Origin of the sequence: Photobacterium sp. GB-56 (genome assembly GCF_003026105.1) — a bacterium.
Taxonomy (GTDB): Bacteria; Pseudomonadota; Gammaproteobacteria; order Enterobacterales; family Vibrionaceae; genus Photobacterium.
On sequence record NZ_PYNW01000001.1, the window covers coordinates 204,978 to 229,545 of the forward strand.

General features: G+C 37.9%; 23 protein-coding genes and 1 other RNA gene. 13 read left to right on the plus strand and 11 right to left on the minus strand.

Features of this window, described 5'->3' with window-relative positions; all coding sequences use genetic code 11:
* The first annotated feature begins 47 nt into the window (after positions 1 to 47).
* Together C9J42_RS01050 and ffs are read left to right on the plus strand one after the other, a co-directional pair.
* Complete coding sequence (locus C9J42_RS01050) at positions 48 to 782, plus strand: hypothetical protein (RefSeq protein ID WP_107205539.1); 735 nt, start codon at positions 48 to 50, stop codon at positions 780 to 782.
* A gap of 161 nt (positions 783 to 943) precedes the next feature.
* Positions 944 to 1,040, plus strand: an RNA gene (gene ffs / locus C9J42_RS01055) — signal recognition particle sRNA small type.
* 342 nt (positions 1,041 to 1,382) lie between these two features.
* Here the strand turns inward: ffs and C9J42_RS01060 are convergent.
* Positions 1,383 to 1,739: a hypothetical protein gene (locus tag C9J42_RS01060; RefSeq protein WP_107301591.1), complete on the minus strand. Its 357-nt coding sequence runs from the start codon at positions 1,737 to 1,739 to the stop codon at positions 1,383 to 1,385.
* 104 nt (positions 1,740 to 1,843) lie between these two features.
* Entirely contained in the window at positions 1,844 to 3,226 is a 1,383-nt protein-coding gene (locus tag C9J42_RS01065) for a trypsin-like serine protease (RefSeq protein ID WP_107301592.1), read from the minus strand.
* Positions 3,227 to 3,418: 192 nt separating this feature from the next.
* Between C9J42_RS01065 and C9J42_RS01070 the strand changes: the two genes are divergently transcribed.
* The 3 genes from C9J42_RS01070 (at position 3,419) to C9J42_RS01080 (ending at position 6,548) form a co-directional block, all read left to right on the plus strand.
* Positions 3,419 to 4,735, plus strand: a complete 1,317-nt coding sequence (locus C9J42_RS01070) for a sphingomyelin phosphodiesterase (protein ID WP_107301593.1) — start codon at positions 3,419 to 3,421, stop codon at positions 4,733 to 4,735.
* 47 nt (positions 4,736 to 4,782) lie between these two features.
* A complete protein-coding gene (locus C9J42_RS01075) occupies positions 4,783 to 5,697 on the plus strand; it encodes a hypothetical protein (RefSeq protein WP_146144052.1) in 915 nt (304 codons plus the stop codon).
* Between the two features lie 362 nt (positions 5,698 to 6,059).
* Positions 6,060 to 6,548: a hypothetical protein gene (locus tag C9J42_RS01080; RefSeq protein WP_005370451.1), complete on the plus strand. Its 489-nt coding sequence runs from the start codon at positions 6,060 to 6,062 to the stop codon at positions 6,546 to 6,548.
* Positions 6,549 to 6,630: 82 nt separating this feature from the next.
* Here the strand turns inward: C9J42_RS01080 and C9J42_RS01085 are convergent, their stop codons facing one another.
* The 6 genes from C9J42_RS01085 to dinG form a co-directional block, all read right to left on the minus strand.
* Positions 6,631 to 8,157, minus strand: coding sequence for an EAL domain-containing protein (locus C9J42_RS01085; RefSeq protein ID WP_233217608.1), 1,527 nt, complete (start codon positions 8,155 to 8,157; stop codon positions 6,631 to 6,633).
* Between the two features lie 189 nt (positions 8,158 to 8,346).
* Positions 8,347 to 8,508 (minus strand): pleiotropic regulatory protein RsmS, encoded by a 162-nt coding sequence (gene rsmS / locus C9J42_RS01090; protein ID WP_107205544.1) that lies wholly within the window; start codon positions 8,506 to 8,508, stop codon positions 8,347 to 8,349.
* Positions 8,509 to 8,523: 15 nt separating this feature from the next.
* Positions 8,524 to 9,432: a histone deacetylase gene (locus C9J42_RS01095; protein ID WP_107259376.1), complete on the minus strand. Its 909-nt coding sequence runs from the start codon at positions 9,430 to 9,432 to the stop codon at positions 8,524 to 8,526.
* Positions 9,433 to 9,434: 2 nt separating this feature from the next.
* Complete coding sequence (priC, locus tag C9J42_RS01100) at positions 9,435 to 9,986, minus strand: primosomal replication protein PriC (protein ID WP_107205546.1); 552 nt, start codon at positions 9,984 to 9,986, stop codon at positions 9,435 to 9,437.
* Between the two features lie 26 nt (positions 9,987 to 10,012).
* Entirely contained in the window at positions 10,013 to 10,786 is a 774-nt protein-coding gene (locus tag C9J42_RS01105) for a TSUP family transporter (protein WP_158259263.1), read from the minus strand.
* A gap of 21 nt (positions 10,787 to 10,807) precedes the next feature.
* The gene (dinG, locus tag C9J42_RS01110) at positions 10,808 to 12,886 is read right to left on the minus strand and encodes an ATP-dependent DNA helicase DinG (protein ID WP_107259378.1); all 2,079 of its coding nucleotides are present in this window, start codon (positions 12,884 to 12,886) and stop codon (positions 10,808 to 10,810) included.
* Positions 12,887 to 13,585: 699 nt separating this feature from the next.
* Here dinG and C9J42_RS01115 point away from each other — a divergent pair.
* Both C9J42_RS01115 and C9J42_RS01120 read left to right on the plus strand, forming a co-directional pair.
* Complete coding sequence (locus C9J42_RS01115) at positions 13,586 to 14,572, plus strand: porin (protein ID WP_107205548.1); 987 nt, start codon at positions 13,586 to 13,588, stop codon at positions 14,570 to 14,572.
* A 126-nt stretch (positions 14,573 to 14,698) separates the two neighbouring features.
* Positions 14,699 to 15,337, plus strand: coding sequence for a DUF2057 domain-containing protein (locus C9J42_RS01120; protein WP_107205549.1), 639 nt, complete (start codon positions 14,699 to 14,701; stop codon positions 15,335 to 15,337).
* Positions 15,338 to 15,415: 78 nt separating this feature from the next.
* Here the strand turns inward: C9J42_RS01120 and C9J42_RS01125 are convergent, their stop codons facing one another.
* Entirely contained in the window at positions 15,416 to 15,763 is a 348-nt protein-coding gene (locus C9J42_RS01125) for a conjugal transfer protein TraR (RefSeq protein ID WP_107205550.1), read from the minus strand.
* Positions 15,764 to 16,333: 570 nt separating this feature from the next.
* Between C9J42_RS01125 and C9J42_RS01130 the strand changes: the two genes are divergently transcribed.
* The 5 genes from C9J42_RS01130 (at position 16,334) to recR (ending at position 20,913) form a co-directional block, all read left to right on the plus strand.
* The gene (locus C9J42_RS01130; protein ID WP_107205551.1) at positions 16,334 to 16,768 is read left to right on the plus strand and encodes a YbaN family protein; all 435 of its coding nucleotides are present in this window, start codon (positions 16,334 to 16,336) and stop codon (positions 16,766 to 16,768) included.
* 130 nt (positions 16,769 to 16,898) lie between these two features.
* Positions 16,899 to 17,444 carry an adenine phosphoribosyltransferase gene (apt, locus tag C9J42_RS01135; protein ID WP_005370463.1) on the plus strand — a complete coding sequence of 182 codons (546 nt, stop codon included), beginning with the start codon at positions 16,899 to 16,901 and terminating at the stop codon, positions 17,442 to 17,444.
* A 276-nt stretch (positions 17,445 to 17,720) separates the two neighbouring features.
* The gene (gene dnaX / locus C9J42_RS01140) at positions 17,721 to 19,943 is read left to right on the plus strand and encodes a DNA polymerase III subunit gamma/tau (protein WP_107287079.1); all 2,223 of its coding nucleotides are present in this window, start codon (positions 17,721 to 17,723) and stop codon (positions 19,941 to 19,943) included.
* A gap of 37 nt (positions 19,944 to 19,980) precedes the next feature.
* A complete protein-coding gene (locus C9J42_RS01145; RefSeq protein WP_107205553.1) occupies positions 19,981 to 20,310 on the plus strand; it encodes a YbaB/EbfC family nucleoid-associated protein in 330 nt (109 codons plus the stop codon).
* A 3-nt stretch (positions 20,311 to 20,313) separates the two neighbouring features.
* On the plus strand, positions 20,314 to 20,913 hold the full coding sequence (gene recR, locus C9J42_RS01150) for a recombination mediator RecR (RefSeq protein ID WP_107205554.1): 600 nt from the start codon (positions 20,314 to 20,316) through the stop codon (positions 20,911 to 20,913).
* Positions 20,914 to 20,985: 72 nt separating this feature from the next.
* On the opposite strand, the gene C9J42_RS01155 is transcribed toward recR, so the two are convergent.
* Together C9J42_RS01155 and C9J42_RS01160 are read right to left on the minus strand one after the other, a co-directional pair.
* Entirely contained in the window at positions 20,986 to 21,531 is a 546-nt protein-coding gene (locus C9J42_RS01155) for a regulatory protein ToxS (protein WP_107205555.1), read from the minus strand.
* Complete coding sequence (locus C9J42_RS01160) at positions 21,522 to 22,391, minus strand: transcriptional regulator (RefSeq protein WP_107205556.1); 870 nt, start codon at positions 22,389 to 22,391, stop codon at positions 21,522 to 21,524. Before C9J42_RS01160 ends, C9J42_RS01155 begins: the two co-directional genes overlap by 10 nt.
* Positions 22,392 to 22,584: 193 nt before the next feature.
* Here C9J42_RS01160 and htpG point away from each other — a divergent pair, with 193 nt between their 5' ends.
* On the plus strand, positions 22,585 to 24,486 hold the full coding sequence (htpG, locus tag C9J42_RS01165; protein ID WP_107205557.1) for a molecular chaperone HtpG: 1,902 nt from the start codon (positions 22,585 to 22,587) through the stop codon (positions 24,484 to 24,486).
* Positions 24,487 to 24,568 lie beyond the last annotated feature (82 nt).

Consider the following 24,568-nt stretch of genomic DNA (forward strand, 5'->3'; position numbering starts at 1 on the left):
AAAACCATCTTTTCTTAAACAACAGGATAACGCAAGGAGGTGTTGCCATGTTGTATAAAACATTACTAATCATTGTCACTTTATTATTGACCGTATTAGGGGTTAATGCCTTGGCGCATAGTCAGGGAGAGTTACCTATTCTTGCCCTTGCGATCCCAGCATTATGGCTGCTACCTCAGGGCGGTGTTGCGGCATGGCTATTATTGTTTGGACTAGGTGTATTTGGTTATGTATTGCCAGAACAACCTGTCGCGTTGTCTGTCAGCTTATTTATGATGTTACCGATTTTGATGATTTGCACATCGCCTAAGGGATGTTGGCAGTTAGGTTCATTGATGATCTCCATTGTATTAGCCATGAATGCAGGTTTAATGGCATTACAAGCGGAGGGTAAACTGCCGGGCTCTATTGGTGCGACTATTATTCAAATTATTGGTATTGCCATTATTTGGTTTGCTGCTAGAAGTTGGCGGCCTGTTGAAGGCAATACATGGTGGCCGCTTTTACTTGTGGTTCCCTTATGGGTTGGTGGCATGGAGCATGCTGCATTATTGGCTTTAAGTGTTACCGGTATTATTGCGGCACTTCAGTCTTTAAATAAATTACATCTTGATGAATGGATCCCTAAATTGGCTTGTGTATTACCTGCTGTTGGTTTTGCCACGCTAGTCATCATGCCGCAATTTGATGTTGCTAATCCGATATTAGTGTCTTGGCTACTGGTACTGGGTGGTGGGCTACTTGGTGAATCTTTATTAGACGATCCTGAGGAAGAAGAGTAAGTTAAATGAAGCAAGGCGATGGTTTTATTTTCAATATCTTAGTGTTTGGATAAATAACACACACTTGAACGATTGTTGCTATATAACAACTTGCAATATCGATGCGCTTAATAGATAATCTTCTCCGTTCTCGCAAGAGACAAAGAATCTATGGAGGCCCCCATTGGTCCTCCCGCAACACTAACTTGTGAACTCGGCCAGGCCCGGAAGGGAGCAACCGCAGCAGGCGATGTGTGTGCCGGGATGTGGCTGGTGGGGGCTTCCACCCATCTGCTATTCCTGTTGTTTGCACCATACCTCTGCATAATTCTACTTTCTCACTGCATAACTTGCACCATACCTCTGCATAACCTATTTTTGTTGTAGTTTAGCTACAAAAAAGAGCGTTGTTATGTACAGGCGAAATCTAAGACATTCCCGCGTTAAAAACATCTTCAAATTTGTTAGCTCTAAGATGAATAAGGTCTTAACTGTTGAATCAAGATTAGAGTTTGATACTTGTTTCCATCTTGAATGCTCGCCAGATATTTCTTTTATAGAGGCGCAGCCAGAAGGTTTATACTATATTTACGTTTAAAAATGATGAATGAATATCAATATTTATGCTTTATACGGCTCGATGTAGTACTGCAATAGAATTTCGTTATTCGCTTCTACTCGTTTCTTGAACATAATACAGTAAGAGTCGTCTTCAGGTATTGTAAAATTATTCAGGTTCGTCTTGATTGAAGAAATTTTTTCTAAAAAGTAAATATCGTCATTTTTATGCCAATGAATATTAAAATCAATATCTTCTAAGCTGTTGAATTCAAAATGCAGAACGTCATTAGTATGCGCTTTAAAGCACTCTTCTATAATATCACTTCTGTTTTCTTTAAAGTTAAAGGTCTTTTTTATCGTATCTTTTGAAAATGAAGTAGCAGAAAAGAGAAATAAATAAATATAAACCAATTTCATAAATATCCTTAAAAAATAGAAGTTATTTAAAGGCTAGCCTACTCATGAATATTATAAAGGTGGCTTTGAGCAATATTTATACATTGAGAGACTCATAATACCTATTAGTTATTATCGTACATATTCGCTAATTGCTCTAAAAAAACAATATTACTGAATAGTTCTTGAAGCTCAGATAAGGCAGCTAATGTTTCTTCTAACGTTGGTTCTTTGTAGACAGTATCTTTGTATGTAGAACAGTTAATTAACTGGCTATACTCTATATCCGCTTTTTTCATGTAGATCCAAGAATTGTTATCGCTACGATCTTTTGGGATGGTTTCTGTTATATTGTTAATATTGGGAGAAATGAGTTTAAATAGTTCTAGTTCACCACTTTCAGAGTTGTCGTAAAGGAAAATATCTCCCATAACTAAGTCTTGTTTATTATGTTCAAAAAATGGGCCTCTGAATTGCCAATTTGAATTGTCATTATGGGAGTCAGGCAGATTACGATAGCTATCATTCGTTATTTTAGATAGTTCATAATAGTTATAACAACCATCTTGTTTTTTCACCTGGTAATAATCTCCAACTTCTCCTGCATTATTGTCTTTTTTTATGGTCAGAAATGTTCTACTTAAAAGTTTTACATCGCTATAAACACTCTTAATCCAATCAATCTTCTTTGATAGACTGGATCCCAAGGCAAGATTATCTTTGCCTTTAGTCGTAATGGCTACCATAACATTTAAGCCTTTATGTTTATACCACCAAGCGGAACCACTATCACCTGCGGTTGGCAGGGCCCATTTGTTACTATTGTTGTTTACTAGCCATATCAGAAAGGCATGTTGAGATATGATATGCGTTACAATATTTTCACCATATAAACGACGTTGTTGTCCATATGCAGGTTTGTAATCGTTTGATATGTCATTCCCAACCCCCCATAAACCGTAACCGACAAAGCTCACTTTAGCATTCTTCTTCAGAAAATTATCGTTAAGTATTGGAGAGGGTACAGGAAAACCAAATTGATCTAATAAAATGTCAACAGTCGGTAGTTTCAATATTGCCATATCATAATAGATGTGATCATTTTTGTGTGATAATGGTTTTCTAATTAGTGGTTTAGGTACAAAAATTTTACCTTTCCCCTTTGCAATTGTTCTTTTATTCCAAGATGTAAATGTTGCATTAATATCTGATTGTTGTTTGTTTTTATTATATTTCATACAATGTGCAGCAGTGAAAATATATGAAAATCCATTATTGTCTTGTCCTAATAACGTTGCAGTACATCGACCTTTTTTAGAACTTATACTTCCTACAGTTAAATATTCAGGGTGTAAACTCATTTCTCTAAGTATTTCATTGTCTACTTTGATACTTTCTGGGATATTATGAATATTTCCACCAATTTCTTGAAACTTGCTTTCAGAGAGAATAATTGAATGAGATGTTGAAATAGTAAGAAGCATTGATAAGACAATTAAAAATTTCATTGTTTCTAACCTTTTTAGGATATCTTAAATAAGACCGTGTTATTCGATTTATAATTTCAAAAAATAAATTTATTTTTTTATTTAATAAAATTAGATGTTTATAACACTTGTTTTTTTAATATGATTAATTGTCATTTTTTTAAATGAACTATAATTAAATAACATTCCGTCTTCATCTACGAGATGTTAACAATGAACATTAAATCCTATTTATTTACCTTACTTGCAATGTTTTCAAGCTATTGCTATTCAGATACCTATATATATATTACTAATAACTCCTCTGAAACTCTTAGCATAAATGTCAGTCACAGTGGTAAAGGAGATACATTAAGAGAAGGAAGTGAATGGACTCAGGATGCACAAACATTGATGCCATGGGAAACGAAAAAAGTATTAAGCTTTAATCGAAACTGGGGCGTTAAGAATAAAAAGAAATATTATTTTACAACATCAGTCACTTCCGAAAGTGGTAAACAAGTAAATTTACAGCAATATATGCGAGGCAGTTGGTGGGGATCTTCTCTCAAATACAAACTAAGTGCTGCTGATGTAAATACTTCTTACAAATCTGGTTATTCAATTCATAGATTTACATCTCATGATTATAGTGACTTATCGGCTGAATTAGCTTTTCGTGCTAAGAGAACATCGGGTTATGACGATATTTATTACACTATAACGCCAGTTAAACACTCTGAACCTCTAATTACTGATGACTCTTCCCTCAAGTTGATGACTTATAATATATGGGCTCTACCATTTATTGCTTCTCATATTTCAGATAGATTAGACGCCTTACCAGAATTTTTATCAGATTATGATGTTATTGCTTTCCAAGAAGTTTTTTCTGGAGAAAGATATTCTTTCTTGCAAGAGTTATCATCAGAGTACCCTTATCAAACCGAAGTATTAGATGCTCCAGGATTTAATGCGATGGATGGAGGAGTGATTATTGTTAGCCGATATCCAATTGTTGCAACAGATTACCATATATTCTCGCGTTGTAGCGGAACAGATTGCTTAGCAGATAAAGGTGCTGTTTATGCTGAAGTAGTTAAAGGTAGTAAGTCATATCATGTATTTGCGACTCATGCAGCTTCAACTGATTCTATTGATGCTAGAGTTGATCGTATTTATCAATTCTCTGAAATTAATAGTTTTGCTAGAAAGCAAAATATTCCAAATAATGAAGTCGTTATCTATAGTGGTGATTTTAATGTAAATAAAAATAAATTCTTTACACAAGATTACCAGTGGATGCATATGCTATTGAGAGCAAATGAGCCTACTTATACCGGATATACATCTGCAACCTATGATCCGACAATAAATAGCTATGCGAGCTCAAGTTCTGAATATTTAGACTACGTAGTCGTAAGTACTGAATATGGTCAGGTTGAATCAAATACAAATAGGGTTGATATTCCACGTTCTACGTCCTCTGGTTTGTGGTATCACTGGGATTTATCAGATCACTTTCCTGTTGTGGCGACAATTGCACAATGAGATGGCTCGCGCTTGTTTTCGTAATTTTTCTTATCAGCGTCGTTTATATGACGCTGATCACTCCTGCAAAAGTTATAGAGCCAAAAACGGTTAAAGCAGACAGGCTTATAAAAAGCCACGTAAACGAATTGATAGAACCTGAAATAGCCTTAAATGAGCACAATAATTTTGAATTGAAGAAGGTTGAAGAGAGCACTGATGAAAAGATTATGCGCATACATGTACTCAGCGACGAATTGCAATCACTAAAGGGAAATGCGTTATTAAATAAAATGACCAATTTTTGGGTTGAATGCAAGTCGACCCATACATGCGATGGGCAATTAATAGAATTAGAAAAACAATTACCTTACTCGTTATTTAAGCTGTTGAGTGACTTTGAATCACTTAGAGATGAGTGGTTGTTAGCTTCTCTAAGTATTCCGATGGAAATTCCCTTTAACGAAAAAGTCAATCAAGTTAGACAACAATACGAGACTGTCTGGGGGGAATATACTGATCTTTTATTTGAGGAAGAGTTTAAATATTATCGTTTTAGATCCGAAAGCAGGATATTGCAACAAGTCCCGCCTTCTGAATATATAGAACAATTAAACCGGATATTTGAACAACAGGCAGCGACAAACCTTGATATGTTTTTTCAATCAAAAAGTGCCACATTTGATTATGCTCTAAGGAATATACCTAATACATACAGTGAGGAAGAGCGAGCATTGCTCGTAAGAGAGCTTTCTTTGCTTTATTTAAATGAACAAGAAACAACCGATTTTTACAGAAGGGATCTGCAAATAAAAAATCAAAGGAAAGAAGTTGAAACATACCAGAAACAGCTTTTTGAGTTAAAAAAGAGTTTGGAAAGTATGCGTAATAATGAATATAGAACGTTATCTGATAATGAGTGGCAGAGGGTATATCAGGATCGGATCGGGGAATTTAAAAAGAGATTTTTTGACTATCAATGATATATAACTTATGTGCTATATAAATTGTGCAACACACACCGACAGAGCATTTTTGAAAGTAATGTTGATAAGATCACGATTTGTATTGGTAATTTATATTTCATGGTAATTATTCATAGCAAATAACAAATAGCATGAGATAATAGTGCGAACTTTTTGTGGTGAGACAACTAGTTAACAAAATGTGGTTAAAAAGTGTGCAATTAATGCTTTATTTTTGTCAGTGAAAACGGCAGAATGGCCTCACATTTGAACTCGGTCACTCTATTTGAATTGAATTTTCATAAAACACATTGTTGTTTACCGAGTTGGTGATAATGTCTCGCCGCATTCCGAATTCCTAAAGTAAAAAGGTTACAAATATGTCTGATGTACCAGAGTCTGTTGCAAATATTGCTGCTGTCGCTCAGCCAGTTGCTGAGTCTTCAGGTTCAGTGTGGGGTTATGTAGCAGGTGGCGTGGTTTTATTAATCATTGCCGGTATTTATGGTTATAAGAAAATTAACCAACCTGCATTTGTGATTAAGCAGGTACGTAAGAAAAACCTGAAAGAAATGAAAAAGCAGGGCATTGAAAACTCTGAGTTTATGGTAGATATGGATAAGCTACTAGAATCAATGCTTGCATACACGACTGAAAATAAAATGAAAGGTGCAGACGTTGTGACGTTGTTGAAGCCTTTGAATGATAAAGATCGTGTAAAAACGCCAAAAGATATGTACAACTCTATGATTTATATTGCTAATGAAATTAAAGATGTGTCATTGGCTAAAGAGTTTAAAAATAAGTCTAAGCAAGTGAAATCAAGCTCAGCATTAATGGCTGGCTTGTTAAAGCGTGCTGGTATCTAATTGATACTTAATATATATACGAAGGGCTGATTATTATCAGCCCTTTTTTTATTGTGACGCAGTACGATAAATTTTTAACGGGTCAAATATCAATAGAAGGGCTATGATAGTTCAATGTAACGCAACGCTTTGTGCATTTATCCATTGTTTTTAGAATCAGTTCATTATGCTCTATTTTAAACGCGATAAAACCACAACGGCTAGTTGGAGCACTAAAGTAAAAGCCTTGTGTATAGTCAATCAGCAACGATTTTAGGGTATTTAACTGCGTCTCTGTCTCTACACCCTCTGCGACTAACTTACATTCTAACTCTTTTCCGAGTGAAGCGATGTTATTCAAAATTGAGCTTGTGACTGCATCTGTATCAGCAGAATTTACAAACAGTTTATCAATTTTAATAATATCAAAATTGAGCTCTTTTAAGCTTGATAGGCTGGAAAAACCCGTTCCAAAATCATCAAGAGCCCAACGAACACCTAAGCTACGAAAACGCTGCATGATGTTATCTAATTTGATAAATGCATTGGTTGTGTTTTCTCTTTCTGTCATTTCAAAGACTAAGCCTTGTTGTAATGACGGGTTCTGCTTAATTAACAATATGACATCATCAACAAATTTGGGATCGTTGAGCATAGATAGAGTAACGTTTATCGAAACGTAAAAATCTTTATTTGAATGAGCTATTAAAGGCTTATCAATTGAAAGCTGTTTTAATAATTGTAACGTTATCGGTTTTATTTGCCCATTCGATTCTACTTTTGTAATAAATTGGTTTGGGGTGATCAATTTGGCATGACGATATAGCCAGCGACAGAGTAATTCGGCTCCAATGATCTGGTGAGTTTTATTACACACAATAGGTTGATAATAAGGAATAAACTCATTATTTTTTATTGCTCTGTCTATATCCTTTTTAAATGAGAAGTTATTAGTTTGAATGTAATTAATAATAAGGATAATGAACATGCACAAAATAAAAATAAAAGCAGACAATGCAGCTATACTCAATAACACCTGAGAAGGTTTAGCACCAACAATCACTTTAAAAGGAAATTGAGTTGAATGGTATGACTTATGGAATAAATAGTTTCTCTTATGATTAATTAATATATTCCCGCTATTGGTAACGACATAACCTCGTAAATACTCATCCGCATTAGTTAACCAGTCATCCATATAAGGTGCGTTTATAAATAACTGATAAAAGCCCTTTTTACCTTTAACGACAAGATGTAATTCATCGATCTGATCAAGTGAGCTACGTTTGCGATAAAGTAGTGGTAATTTATCCTTTTTTAATCGTTCAATCAGGCTAGGTGAAATTGGAGTATGCAAAGAGGCATTACGATCTGAATAGATGTAATGATTGTTTTGAAAGTAGGCAACACTTCGTAGAGAGCGAGAAGAAAGAACCAATGTCACCAAATCATGCATACTTTTAGCGTCTGGTTGGTTCTCTGGTAGATCTAAAACGCTAGAAATACGTTTATTTAACGTTTTATTTAATGCGCTCGCAATATCTTTACTTAAATTACTACACCGAATATTTAAGTATGTAAAGGTAATAGGCGTAGCAATTAAAAGAGCTAACAAAGCTAGTTGAAACATTTTTTTTACTGTAAATGACATAATGAAGTTTGTTTCATACTGTTAAATAACGCCAATTAAAAGTATACCTTTATAGTATATTATTGCCATTTTAAATATTTGGTTGAGTCGATAAAAGATACTAATGGTGAAAAGTTGTATCTTTTATCTTTTGGTGAGAATTGAGCTAATTTTTTAAAAATATGGCGTCTATGCTTTATTTTCAAAGTCTTTGCGAACAATTTCTAAAGCGGAAAGTACGATCTCTGGGGCAATGTCATTACTCTCTAATAAATAAATTAAATCTACCGCGAGCTTTATTTCTTCCGGTGCATTTTCTAATGTATTTGTTGTTATTTGGTTATCAGGCATAATTTCTCTTTATCGCTATTTGTTGTGTACGAATAATGCTGCATAAATAAGTTGTAAGTGTAGCTCGACTAAATCTTGATGATTTGTTCTATATCCACCACCGATGACTGCGGCAACAGGAATATTCTGCGCTTTAGATTGGGTTAAAATATAATGATCTCGTAGGTATAGACCTTGTTTAGAAACATCAAAATATCCCAGTTCATCATGCTGGTGGATATCAACGCCGGCATCGTATATGACCAAATCGGGTTGGTGCTGAGCAAGCAGAAGAGGGAGAACACCTTGCAATGCCGTGAGGTAATCATCTGTTGAAGTGTTTCTTTCTAAAGCAAGGTCTACATCTGAATCAGGCTTACGAGCTGGGAAATTTTTATCACAATGAACAGAAAAAGTAATGATGTTGGGATCATTGGTAAGTAGTGTTGCTGTGCCGTCACCATGATGTACATCACAATCAATAATCATGACTTTGTCGATATGAGAATAAGATAAAGCATGCTTAGCTGCGATGGCTAAGTCATTAAATAGACAAAAACCACTACCAAAATCATGATGGGCGTGATGATAACCACCACTTAAATGAATGGCTATACCGTGCTCAAGTGCTAAATCAACCGTTAATTGAGTGCCACCTGTTGAGAGTAGGGTTCGAGTGATTAATTCATTACTCCAAGGGAACCCGATACGGCGCATTTTTGCTGCTGGCAATCTATTAAAGAGTAAGTCATCAACATATTCACTATTATGAATGGCCTTAATTTTGGCAATATCAGCCCTATTAGGTTGGTGAATACTTACCTTGTTACTTAATTCTGAGTGAAAAATAGCCTCAAACAGCAGTCGGTATTTATTAATAGGATAACGATGCTTTTCTGGCAAGGTTAGAGCCGAGTATTGAGAATGGTAAATCAGAGGAAGCATTGTTAGCCTTTTCTCTCTCTGTTACTGATGTCAGTTTCAATTTTTATCAAAGCAGCTTGGCAGCGGCTTATCCTACCTTCAAGGGCTAGAATTTCTTTTTGAAGCTGTTGCTGCTCAAATTGTGAAGCACAACTACTAATTAATAACTCTTTATCACGAAGCATGGCTTTTAAACGGCGTTCCCAATCTTTATGTTGATTAAGATCTTGATATATTTCATTAATTGGTCTGCGCCAGACAGCTTGATTTTTCGGCTCTTTTTTACGAATGTTTTGTGTGGCTAGTTCACGTTGGATAGCTTGAATTTGGCTCACAATTTTTTCACAGAGATGCTGTGTTCTTGCGGGTAATAAACGTCCGGCTTGTTGCTCTTTTTGTAATAACTGGAGCTCATTATGGACTTCATTGACGCAAGGGGTAAGCAACTTACTACGTGTTTTAAATAGCGTTTCGTCAAACAGAGGCTTAAAGGATTCGCCACGTTTACGGTCAACGTCAGCTGTTTGTTGTTTTAATTGTTCAATCAGTGAAATAAGACGAGATAAGTCAATCATAGAGAAACCTTGTATTACAAGCTAAGTTAGAACCAAGCTTGCCAAGCTAATTTAATTGCTAAAATTAAAACAACAGTGACAAAAACAGGTCGAATAAACTTTGCGCCAAAGCGTATTGCAGAATGAGCACCAATGTAAGCACCTAGCATTAAACATATCCCCATTGTTAAACCTAGTGCAAAATTGACTTGCCCTAAGACAATGAAAGTAACTAATGAAGTAATGTTACTGGTGAAATTCATCGCTTTTGCAAGGCCGCAAGCACGGAGCATGTCTAACCGATATAAAATCATGCTAGAAACTGTCCAAAAAGCGCCTGTGCCAGGGCCTGCAATGCCATCATAAAAGCCGATACTTGTTCCTTGAAGCCATTGCTTAAGTTTTAGCATAGGGGTGACTGATGGTAATACGTATTGCTCTTCTTTTGGCTGGGGATGCCAAATAGTATAGATAGCCACGGCAAAGATAAGCAGAGGTAAGCCTTTTTCTAGCCACTCACTACTAACTAGATTAACAATTAAGGTACCTGTTATTGCGCCAATAAATGTAGCGATAAAGGAAGCAAGCCAAAAACGTGGTGAGAATAGGTTTTTTTTATAATAAGTCCAAGCCGCTGTTGCAGAGGCAAAGCTTGCAGCAAGTTTATTGGTACCTAAAGCAATATGTGGCGGTAACCCTAGTGATAGCAAGGCAGGGACAGTGAGCATTCCGCCACCGCCTGCAACCGCATCAATAAAGCCAGCGGCAAGGGCAATAATACCGAGTATCAGTAAGGTACTCGGTTCTATCATTTCAATCATTAATTATTCTTTTTTATTCATTTAGTTATATTCAATAACCCGTTTAAAAGGAGGCAGAGAGTCTAATAATGATTTTCCATATCGACGGGTAATAATTCGACGGTCAAGAATCACTACTCTACCAGAGTCCTGCTCTTTTCGCAGTAAGCGACCGACGGATTGAATAAGCTTTTTACTGGCTTCTGGTACTGATATTTGTAAGAAGGGATTTCCGCCTCTGCTTTCAATATATTCAGCGTGGGCTTCTTCTACTGGTGATGTGGGTACAGCAAATGGAATCTTGGTAATAATTAAATTCGTTAGTAAATCACCAGGTAAATCAAGACCTTCAGAAAAACTTCCGGTACCAAATAAGATGCTAGCTTTACCGCTTTTACAGTTTTCTTTATGTTTTTTTAGGGTTTCATTACGTGACTCTTCGCCTTGTACCAATAATTCCCATTTATTCTTTTTCGCTAGTGGGCGTAATGCATCGGCGACTTTATTCATTTGCCAATAGGAAGAGAACAACACCAAACTTGCAGTTTCACCTTCAAGGTATTCAGGTAATATTTCAATTAATAAGTCAGTAAATGCTTCGGCTTGTGGTTCCATTTTTAAAGAGGGGATCACTAATCGCGCATTATTTTGATAATCAAATGGAGATGCCAGTGCTAAAAAGCGTGTTCCATCCGTTTCTGAAACACCAGCTTGACGGCAGAAAAAGTTAAATTGGTTTAAAGCACGCAAGGTTGCTGAAACTAAAATAGATCCTGCTGCGCGACTCCAAAGTAACTGATCTAAACGATAGCCGACTTCAAGTGGTGACACTTCAATAATGTAGTCATTTTCCCGTTCAGGACTTTTTTCTATCCAACGAGCTAACGGAGCACCTTTTTTATTGTTTGGTTGCGCCATCAGTGTCCAGACTTTTTCAAGGTTTTCCACGCGCTGAAGATAAAAACCGATTTCAGTAAGTGCTTGCTCACCTAATCGAGGAATAATTTCGTTTTCTTTCGTACGCTCGGAGATTAAATCTTGGATCTTACCCAATGATTGCATGACTTTTTTACTGGCTTCTTTACAGCCTTTCGCTTCTTCTTCTAACCATTGTGGTAATTCACCATGTTCAAAACGATACACGCCATCTTTATTAAAAATAGCGGGATCAATATTATTGGCAATCTGACTCAATGTTGGAATTAAGTGCTGGATGTTATCTTGTATTGCATTTTGAAAGCGATTAGCTTTTTGATAGTCAGCGAGCTCTGCGTATTTACTTACATTTTGATTGAGTTTTTCAAGCCAACTTGCTGCGCCTTTCAAACTCGCAGCGGCAGATGAGAAGTCACGTGCGACTTGTGGCAGGTGGTGGGCCTCATCAATCACATAAATGGTTTGCTCTGGCTCAGGTAAGATAACCCCACCACCTAGTTCAATATCAGCCATTAACAAAGCATGGTTAGCCACAATAACATCCGCTTTATCTAAGTGCTCACGTGCTTTAGCAAAAGGGCATGTACGATGTTTAGGCATACCAGCATGACAGCTATGTTTATCTGCCATAATTTGCATCCAAACACGATCAGGAATTGTTGTTGGCCAACTGTCTCTGTCGCCATCCCATTTCTTTTGCTCGGTTGCCTTTAGCATTCGTTTTAGCAGATCGAGATCAGATTTTTTAGGTTTTTCTTCCCACATGGCGAGTTGAGGATCACCATCAGGTGAACAGCATGCTTCTAACTTATGGTTACAGCAATAGCGTTGACGCCCTTTGGCGAGAATAAAACTGAATTCCTTTGGGAAAATTTGATTAAACAACGGGAGATCTTTGTTGATTAGCTGTTCTTGCAGCGCAACGGTTGCTGTCGAGATCAATAGCTTTTTATTATTGAATAACGCGAAAGGGATCCCACCGAGTAAATAGGCTAAAGATTTACCGATCCCTGTACCAGCCTCAGCCACTAACATTCGATTTTTTTTGTGGTATTCCCCAGCCAGCGTTTTTGCTATTTCTGACACCAAATAGTTTTGTGCGCGACGCGGAATAAAGTTATCTAGCTGTTTTCCTAAATTCTCATAGCACTGCTTGATATCGGTTTTTACTTGGCTGTGTAACATGGCTGAAATTTCATAATGGCAGGGGACGGCATTGTAGCATGAAGTATCGGTGTTCAAAGTGAATAACGTGGAGTGAGGTGAAATTCAGAGCGTTGAACGGTGCATAATAAGTGATGTGTTTGTTTTAGTACTGACATTTAAGAAACAAAGATAACAATCTCATCAAGTATTAAAGGTGGAATGACAGGAAAGGTGTTTATAAGGAATTGATTTGAGTGATAGGAGCGATATACGGAGACAAAATAATAGTTGTATTGTGCTTTGGATCACGATTGCGAATAGAAAACTGTAATATTAAATACCATAAATGACGACTGGAAACGATCGTCCATTCAAAATGTTTTTTAAAGTTTAAATAGCTAAAATGCCTATTTTTATGTTTTGTTTTTAGTTTTTTATTCTGTTTATTTACACTTTTTAATGGTTTAAATAAAAGGAAAAGCGCCATTTGATAGTGTTTGTTATTTGTATTTCTTTGCTGTAACTGATTGAAAATTATGATCGTTTTATATTTTTTTATATTTATTTTATGAAATTTGACAAAAATATTGAACTTCTGTCAGGATGCGAGCCACGAACACCAACTCCTTGTTATTTTAGTTTTTTATTTTTAGAACTGTTGCATAACAAGGAGAAAATAAACAGGAGTGCCGGGAATGGTTCTCCATAAATAAGATAAAGAAAGGCAGTGGACTTATCATGAAAAAAACTCTTTTAGCTCTTGCTGTACTAACAGCTGGTTCTGCAAATGCAGGCATCAACCTATATGACGCAAACGGTGTTAAAGTTGACCTATCTGGTGCTGTTGAAGTTCAAGTTTATGACGGTTATGCAAAAAACGAAGATACAACAATCCGTCTGGATGACGGTGATTTATCTCTAAATGCATCTGTTGCAGTTAGCGATAATCTAAATGTTGTTTCTGGTACTGCGTTTAAATACGAAAGTAAAGAAGTAAAAAATGATGAACTATGGGCTGGTTTCTCAGGTGATTTCGGTACGCTAACATTTGGTCGTCAATTACTTGTTTCAGATGATTCAGGTATTGGTAAAGACTACGAAATGGGTCTAGAGCAAGTAAGCTTTGCTCAAACTGAAGGCGACCGTGCAATTAAGTACGTTTACGACAACGGTACTTTCTACGCTGCTGCTTCTCATAACTTAGGTTCTGATAACAAAACAGAGATCACTGATGGTCGTTTAGGTTTCCGTACTGCTGGTCTTGACGTGCGTGTATACGGTTACGATGCTGAGCGTGTTGGCTACAAAGGTCTAGAAAATTTTGGTGAAGTTGACGGTAAGCCAGTTGTTAAGCCTGGTAAAGCTGGCGATGATGTTCGTGGTTACAACCTAGAAGCGGAATACGCATTCGGTGCTGTAAACCTAGCTGCTTCTTTCGGTCAAATTAAATACAAACACTCTGATACTAAGAAAGTTCAGAAAGACTTAGATCTATACGAAGTTAACGGTTCTTACACATTAGACAAAACAACGTTCGCTCTAGGTTATGTTCACGCTAAAGACCGTCACGAAGATGTTTCTCATGACAACGTATACGCTAACGTAACGCAACAACTACACAGCAATGTTAAAGCATACGCTGAAGTTGGTTACGCTGATAACGACAAGATCTTCAACGAAGTTGAAGAGTTCGGTTACGTTGCTGGTCTAGAAGTTAAATTCTAATTATAGAGTTTACTACCAATAAGCCGCCATTTTGGCGGCTTTTTTATTACATTTTTTCTATAGCTGTTGATATAAATTGCTATAGAAAGAGTTTGATGATCCAATGCTGTATATAAGGGATGTAAAATGAAAAAAATCTTATTGCTAGTCGCATTATTTTCTGGTGCTGTTAATGCGGCAACCTTATCGGTAGGTAATAATCTTGAGTTGTTGGTTGTAGATGGTAAGGAAGTAAAATCAGGCCGCTTCTCTCATGCTGAAAGTATTGAATTATCTGAAGGCAAGCACCAAGTAGTGGTACGTTTTGATGGTGAAGTGAAGCGTGGCTCAAAAACAACAATTTATACAACGCGTCCATATCTATTTGATATTAATATGACTTCGCAAGATGCGGAAATAACCTTGCCACGTTTAACCACAGAATCACAAGCAAAAGCATATTTTGACCGCGATCCAAAATGGATATTAGAGACAGAAGGTGGTGAGAAATTATCGTTAGATGCGGTTGAACTTATTGGTGAAGGTTTTGGAGCGTATAGTGACATGCCGGCACTTGTGGCTGAATATAATAAAAACAACGGTATCATTATTGAAAACGGTAACCCTGTTGATTTACAAAAAACAGTGGTAGAAGTTGATGATAAAACAGGAAAAGTTCAGATCACGGGTGATGCGTTAACGCAATTAAAGTTATGGTATAGCAAGGCATCTAAAGACGATAAAAAAGCGTTTAAAATTTGGATGGCAGAGCACGATTTTAATTAAGACTTACGCTACATTGTAAAAAGCAAAAGGCAGCGACTATCGCTGCCTTTTTCTATATATGTCATTTATTAATGAAGATCAGTCGTGGTGATAACGGCTATGCTCACGACATGCTTTACAGCGAGGTTGTGCTGGATCTTGCTCTAAATCACGGTATTCAATTTCTTCTTCACAATCAGTACATAAACCATACATACCTAGTTTAAATGAACAGACTGCGGCATCTACTTTTTCAAGACGAATTGCAGTATCAAAAAGAGCAGGAATGAATGATGCTTTCGCCATCGCAATCAGGTCGTTAAGTTCTGCATCATTAATCTTTGCAGGATCAGTAACTAGGCTATTGAGCTGTATTTTATTTTTTAATTCTTCCGCTAGGGTTAAAAATTCTGTATTTAGCGGGCTCTGAAATTGTTGATAATTCATGTCTACCATTGCCGTAATGATTGATTCAATAGAGAAAATTAAACATCACTGTCATTAATTATGGGGATTGATATGAAACAAGAGAGTTGCGAGAAATTTTACATATTAACGAATCCTCCCAAGTTCATTTTTAGTTTAGGTGATATTCATTTTTGAGTTGTGATTTGAATCAAGTCTTAGTGTAAATTTATATCAATAACCCTATTTTCTTTCGGTTTTTGCTAAAAAAATTATCAGATAGAATTTTTTTTTAACAAATATAAAGAAAAAAAACAAGTTCAGTATCTTCGTCACAGCACTGTCAATTATCTTATATAAAGAAGTAGAGATGGATCATGAATTTGAAGGCCCGTTTAGCGTGAAGTATTTCTGTGGTCTGTTGTTATTAATTGCTCTACCGACTTTGCCTGCGAACCTCACTTCTCTTGGGATTATATTAAACTAGGTTAGTCATATGATTAATTTGTTTTGTTACTTATTATTTGATTTATAAGTTTTAATCATCGCTATACTAACCTTATATCTTGCTTCAATATGGAGGTAGCAATGGACACAAGGAATAGCATGATAATGCGACAGAATGCCAATTTAAAAACAAGAGTTGTCTCATCTTTATATGTGGTTACAGGAGCCACCTGTGTTGTCTTAGGGGTGATAGGGATTTTTTTACCACTGTTGCCAACAACCCCATTTTTACTGCTAGCCAGTGCGTGTTTTATGCGAGGTTCACCACGTTTAAATCATTGGCTACGTCATCATCCTACCTTTGGACCGATTTTAGATAATTGGTACCAGCATCGTGCTGTCTCTTCTACCGTAAAACGTCGTGGTAACATCATGATAGTGTGCAGTTTTGCACTGTCTATTTTTCTTGTGCCGTTATGGTGGCATAAATTGATGTTGTTGGTGATGGCGATGACATTGCTCTTTTTCTTTAATAGGTTGACAGTAATTGATAAAACTATGGCTGCAGAGCTAGTTGCTGACAAGCAGGAAAACCAATAAACTGCAACAATAATTCATGACAGATAATTTTGATATTTATCTGCCGGAGTTGATGATATTGCCTGCGATTGAGTAGGCATTTTATTTCTCGCTTGATACTTATCAGCATTGTGAAAGCACGGAAACGATTATGAACCAAGAAACACTTAACTTGATTAAAAATAGTATTCAATCAATTCAAGATTACCCAAAACCGGGGATCTTATTCCGTGATGTGACGAGTTTGATGGAGCAGCCTGAAGCTTACCGTGCAACGATTGCTATTTTAGCTGAAAAGTATAAAGATCAAGGTATTACCAAAATTATCGGTACTGAAGCGCGCGGATTTCTGTTTGGTGCGCCATTAGCATTAGAACTTGGCGTTGGTTTTGTGCCTGTTCGTAAGCCAGGTAAATTACCGCGTGAAGTGATTGCTGAAAGTTACGAGTTAGAATACGGCAAAGACACATTAGAAATTCACAAAGATGCAATTAAACCTGGTGATCGCGTATTGCTTGTAGACGATTTATTGGCAACAGGTGGCACCATTGAAGCGACAACGAATTTAGTGCGTCGTTTAGGTGGTATTGTAGATGATGCTGCATTTGTTATTAACTTGCCAGATATCGGCGGTGAAGCACGCCTGCAAGGCTTAGGCTTAAATGTATATGCTATTTGTGACTTCCCCGGCCACTAAGTATAAATAGAATATTGAACAGTAAGTAAGCCAGATGTTTACTTACTGTTTATTTGCTTAATGATTGCGCTCTCAATTATCTCTTCTCTCGCTCCAAAATACGCAATATGCTAGCATTAGCGCAGGTTTCACCATCAATACACCATGTCTTAGTATTTCTCTTATTTTCTACGAACTATTTGTTTTATGGGTATCTAAAATAAGGTTTAGAGAATAATAGAAATAGAAGCGAGTGTATTCATAAGACGCTGTCTAGATAGAGTAAGGTAGTTATTAATGAGTTATCAGGTTCTGGCCCGTAAATGGCGTCCATCTCAGTTTTCTGATGTGGTTGGTCAGTCACATGTGTTGACAGCCTTAGGCAATGCGTTAACGCAAAATCGCCTTCATCATGCTTACTTGTTCAGTGGCACTCGTGGTGTGGGTAAAACAACCATCGCGCGCATTTTCGCCAAAGGACTAAACTGTGAAGAAGGGATCACTGCAACCCCCTGTGGTAAATGTACAACGTGTCGTGAAATTGACGAAGGACGTTTTGTTGATCTATTAGAGATAGATGCCGCGTCTCGTACCAAAGTAGAAGATACTCGTGAATTACTCGATAATGTTCAGTATAAGCCTGCTCGTGGACGCTTTAAAGTGTACTTGATTGATGAAGTACATATGTTATCTCGCCACAGTTTTAATGCTTTACTCAAAACGTTAGAAGAGCCACCGGAGTACGTTAAATTTATTTTAGCGACAACGGATCCTCAAAAGTTGCCGGTTACGATTTTATCTCGTTGTTTGCAGTTTCATTTAAAGCACCTTGATCATCAACAAATTCAAACGCAATTAGAAACAGTACTCACAGAAGAAAAAGTAGAGTATGAAGCTAAAGCATTGAGTTTATTAGCGCGCGCTGCAGAAGGCAGTATGCGTGATGCGTTAAGTTTAACGGATCAAGCGATTGCTTTGGGAAACGGCCAAGTTGGCATTGATAATGTCGCGACAATGCTTGGCACATTAGACACAGATCAAGCGTTATTTTTACTTGAAGCTGTTGCGCAAGCAAATGCAAATATTGCGATGAACAGTTTACAAGAACTGGCGAATATTGGCGTTGAATGGGACAGCTTACTGCGTGAATTAGCCTGTCAATTGCACCGTGTAGCCATGTATCAAGCTTTACCTGCGAGTTTAGATGAAGCCTTGCCTGACGCTGAGCGTATCAGTTTGTTAAGCCAATTGATGACGCCACAAGATGTGCAGCTATGCTATCAAATTGCGGTGCAAGGTCGACAAGATTTAGGCTATGCCCCTGATGGTCGAACTGGACTTGAAATGGTGCTATTGCGTATGTTGGCATTTAGACCTGTTGTTTCATCAGGGATCCAGCCACAAGCGATCAATGTTCCTAGCACTCAGCCAGTCGCGGCAGTACCAGCGGCGAATCCAAACCCTACTGGGCAACAAGGTGTTTCACGCGTACAAGCGTTAAAAGCGCAGATGCAAGCCACGCATACGGAGCCTGTATCTCCAGTCGCACCGCATCAAATACAACAATCTAATGTTGCTATTAATCCAGAGATTAATATGGCGCCAATGCCACCTCATTCTGTGATGCCAGAACCTCAAGTGGGACCAGCTCAGTCAAGTGCTCAATCACAACCTGCTGCGCCACAACGTTCTCAGGAGCCAGTATCACAGGCATCGCAACCGATGAGTGCGCCTGAAATGCCAGCGGCACCTGCTGAAACATCACGTTCAGGCTCGCCAGCTAGTGGGTTATTGGCGGCACGTAATAGGTTACGCAGCCAGAAACAGCGTGGTCATGATGATGCACAGGTTTCATCGGTAAAAAAGACGCCAACGACGTCAGCTAAAAAAGTCGCTACTTCCGTATTAGATCGTGTTGCGAATAAGCAAAAAGCGATACCTACGAGTGTTTCACGTGCGATGCCGACGTCGAATCTCCCAGCACAACAGCTACAAGAGAAAGAAGATCAAGAATACCGCTGGAAACCGACAGCAAAACCGGATGCTGAAGAGGCTAAAAAAGTCGATGTTGCTCCACGTGTTTTAAAGAAAGCACTAGAGCACGAAAAAACACCTGAAATGACAAAAATACTTGTCAATGAAGCAGCAAATCAGGATAGTTGGGCAAACTTAGTGACGCAGTTGGATGTGGGTAAATTAATCCAACAGCTAGCCTTGAACTCTTCTTTTGAGCAGCAAGGTGATCAAATCACATTGCATTTACGCGCAGCGCAACAGCATTTAAATGGTGAGCGTGCGAAAGAACAATTATGTAGTGCATTAAGTTCCGTATTAGGACACTCAGTCATGTTGAATATCGTACTGGGTGAAGAAGGAAAAACACCGTTAGAATTACGTGAAGAGCTGTATCAACAAAAGCTGTTACAAGCAAAACAGAGCTTAGATAACGATCAAAATGTGATGTTTATTTGTCAGCGTTTTGCCGCTCAACTGGATGAAGACAGTGTTCGACCAATTTAAAGGTTTTTAACCAGACCAAGATAGAGAGAGAAAAGATATGTTTGGTAAAGGTGGCATGGGTAACATGATGAAGCAGGCGCAACAGATGCAAGAGCGTATGCAGAAGATGCAAGAAGAAGTAGCAAACATGGAAGTAACTGGTGAATCAGGTGCTGGCCTTGTTAAAGTTACTATCACTGGTAGCCACAGTGTTCGTCGTGTTGAAATTGATGAAAGTCTAATGGAAGACGACAAAGACATGCTAGAAGATCTTATCGCAGCAGCATTTAACGATGCTTCTCGTCGTATCGAAGAAGCACAAAAAGAAAAAATGGCTTCAGTTACTGGCGGTATGAACCTACCTGCTGGCTTTAAACTGCCATTCTAATTAATGCGTACCAGTCACTTACTGGAGCATTTAATGGAAGCTTTACGCTGTCTACCGGGGGTTGGTCCTAAGTCAGCACAGCGTATGGCTTTTAGTTTGCTACAGCGTAATCGCCAAGGTGGTTTACAACTTGCAGATGCACTGAGTCAGGCTATGACTGAAATTGGACATTGCCGTGATTGTCGAACATTTACTGAAGATGATGTTTGTGCCATTTGTGAAAATCCTCGCCGCCAAGAAAACGGATTAATTTGTGTTGTTGAAAGTCCTGCGGATATTGTCGCAGTAGAAGCAACAGGACAATTTTCTGGCCGTTATTTTGTATTGATGGGGCACTTGTCACCACTTGATGGTATTGGACCTTCTGATATTGGTCTTGATCGTCTTGAAAATCGATTACAGCATGAAAATATCAGTGAAGTAATTCTTGCAACTAACCCTACGGTTGAAGGGGAGGCCACAGCGCATTACATTGCTGAGTTATGTCATGAATATGATGTACCGGCGAGCCGTATTGCTCATGGTGTTCCTGTCGGTGGTGAGTTAGAGCTTGTTGATGGTACAACGCTATCGCACTCATTAGCAGGGCGTCAGCGTTTATAGTCTGGCGAGAATAAATAAAAACCGCGCTCATATAGCGCGGTTTTTTTATGTGTTATTTAAAGCCTGTATTTTTTACAGCGAGTAAAGAATATTAGAGCCGTAGGTCAAACTGGTTAATAACAGTGAATTTTTGTTTATCACATCAATCCGACGGCTTTCTTGCGCATTCATTCTGAAAATATCTTTTACAACATTAAGTTGCTTATCATCAAAATCAATATTTGTACCAGATGTTACGTCTTTAAACTCTGTGGGCTCAGTAAGCAGATAGCCACCACTGACATCCCATTGACCGGATTCAGAAATATGAATCGTTACGGGCGTTGCTTTCTCACTATACAGCTCTAACGTCGTAATACGTGAATAGGTATGGTTAGGCAAATACACCATATTACTGCTTTGTTTTACTTTACGTAGTGTGCCTAAATTATCGAGTTGTGTTGGCTCAATGCGACTAAATGTCGTACTTTGCCATTCTCGCGACATTAGTAGCTGCTCTTGTTTGTAATCTGTTGAAAAATAAACCCAACTACAAACAGTGATAGAAATAGCAAGGATCCCAAAAGGCCAATACTTACGAATAATATGCGAGAAGGTAATAGGAGAATTTACTGGCATAATTTCACATTATCCTCATGGCTAGTCAGTAAACGTAAGGTGATGTTTTCCATTGGTACACTGCTGCTATGTAAGTAATTCAAATACAGTTGATTATTTTGTCCACCAGTGACGATGACTTCGGTTGGTTTACCTTCATCCTGATGATTTTTCAAATAATCACTGACGCAACTACTGATCATATTGTTCCAATCTTTCATCACTGGATTACTAATTGGCGTATAAATTTTTACGCCCTCAACTTGAAGAAGTGGACGAAAAGCAGCCGATTTTGGGGGCATACTTAAATTAACAACAACCGGTAATATTAAAGCGATCGCCAGTGCTATCCAACCAAGCCATGTTATCTTCGGTTTGGTTTCTATCGAGGGTGGTATCGATGATTCAGCCTCTGTTATTTGTTCAACGATCTCGCTATCTGTAACATCAACACTTGGTGTATCAAGAGGGGAAATATGTTCTGGATGCGGTAAAGTTTCTTGGGCTGCAACATTAGAATCCATGCCTTCTTCATCGACATAGGGATCGACAGTGGCAATGATTTGGTAACCACGTTTGGGCACAGTTTTTACAAATGCAGGCGACTTAGTTGAGTCTTTTAGTGCTTTACGCAACGTTGAAATAGCTTGTGTTAAACTTGAGTCATCGACTTCAAAGCCTTGTTCGCGCCAAACATAATCGTGAATACGCTGGCGAGTAATAATGAGGCTTGGATCTTCGATTAGAAGACTCAAGGCGCGGCTTTCATTACTGCCTAAACGAATTAACTCATTATTTTCTAGTTTATCAATTAAACTGTTATCGTTTGGATCAAAAATGAATCGTTGTCCGATTAAAAACTTTTTTGCGTGTGTGGGCATTTTTTAACCTTAGCAATGATCTTCTAATTATTCATTGTTCTATAAGTTTGCTGAATGGTTTCTTAATCTAAAAATATAAAACGGAATCTGAAAAAATATAAAAAATAAAAATCGTGTTATTTTAGGTTGAAATTATACCGTTTGACCATATTTATCTTAAAAATAACACCTAACAATTTCCAATGGAGTAGAGATGAGCGAGCAAGTAGTTGATAAAAATAAGGAAACTCGTGGTTTTCAGTCGGAAGTAAAACAATTACTTCACCTAATGATCCATTCACTTTACTCGAATAAAGAGATTTTCTTACGTGAATTGATCTCAAATGCGTCTGATGCGGCAGATAAGCTACGTTTTAAAGCCTTATCACAGTCTGATTTGTATGGTGACGATTCTAACCTATGCGTTAAGTTATCAATCAATGAGCAAGCGGGTACATTAACTATTAGTGATAATGGTATTGGTATGACTCGTGAGCAGGCGATTGAGCATTTAGGCACAATTGCTAAATCAGGTACGAAAGAATTCTTCTCTCAGCTAAAAGAAGATGAAAGTAAAGATTCGCAATTAATTGGTCAGTTTGGTGTGGGTTTTTACTCAGCATTCATTGTGGCAGATTCGGTAACGGTTAATACACGTGCAGCTGATGTTGCGGCTGATGAAGCGGTAAGTTGGCAGTCTGCTGGTGAAGGTGATTACAGTATTGAAACTATCACTAAAGCGAATCGTGGTACTGATATTATCTTGCATCTACGTGAAGATGATAAAGAGTTTTTAAATGAGTATCGCTTACGTGAAATCGTGGGTAAGTATTCAGACCATATTGGTATTCCTGTTCTTATTCAAACCGAAGAAAAAGACGAAGAAGGTAAAGTAACAGGAACAAAGTGGGATCAGATAAATAAGGCCCAAGCATTGTGGACACGTAATAAGTCCGACATCAGTGAGGAAGAATATAAAGAATTCTACAATCACGTTGCGCATGATTACGCAGAGCCTTTGGTATGGTCACATAACCGCGTTGAAGGTAAGCAAGATTACACTAGTCTGCTTTACATCCCGTCGACGGCACCTTGGGATCTGAATAATCGTGATGGTCAGCATGGTTTAAAACTGTATGTACAACGTGTATTTATTATGGATGATGCACAGCAGTTTATGCCGACATACCTTCGCTTCGTGCGCGGCTTAATTGATTCAAACGATCTGCCACTGAACGTATCGCGCGAAATTCTACAAGATAACAAGGTAACTCAAGCGCTACGTAAAGCGTGTACCAAGCGTGTGTTGCAAATGCTTGAGCGTATGGCGAAAAATGATGCTGAGAAGTATCAGACGTTCTGGAAAGCGTTTGGTCAGGTATTAAAAGAAGGGTTAGCTGAAGATTTTGCGAATCGTGACAAAATTGCCAACTTGCTACGCTTTAGCTCAACAGAAAATGACTCACAAGAGCAAACAGTATCGCTTGCCGATTACGTGAGCCGCATGAAAGAAAACCAAGATAAGATTTATTATCTAACCGCAGATAATTTTAATGCAGCGAAACATAGCCCACACCTTGAGCAATTCCGTGCTAAAGGGTTGGAAGTGATTTTGATGTACGATCGTATTGATGAGTACCTAATGGGGCACTTGCCAGAATTTGAAGGCAAGCAGTTCCAAGCGATTACTAAATCTGATCTTGATCTTTCAAGCTTTGACGATGAAGCAGTGAAAGAGAAGCAAAAAGAGACGGAAAAAGAGTTTGCTTCAGTGACTGAGCGAACAAAAGGTTACTTAGGCACACGTGTAAAAGATGTACGTGCAACGTTCAAACTTCATGACACACCAGCAGTTGTTGTGACAGATGAAAACGAAATGGGTACCCAAATGGCGAAACTGCTAGCAGCAGCGGGTCATGATGCGCCAGAGGTTCAATACATTTTTGAATTAAACCCTGAGCATGCATTGGTTAAGAAAATGGCAGATGAAGCAGATGAAGAAGTGTTTGGTCGTTGGGTTGAATTCTTGCTCGGTGAAGCGATGTTAGCTGAACGCGGTACGATGGAAGATCCTTCTCAGTTCCTTGCTGCAATTAACAAGTTGCTGATTAAATAACCAAATAACTTGCTTGTATCAAATACTATTCTGATAAAGCATGTAAACCAAGCCCAGTCATTGTACTGGGCTTGCGAGTCTC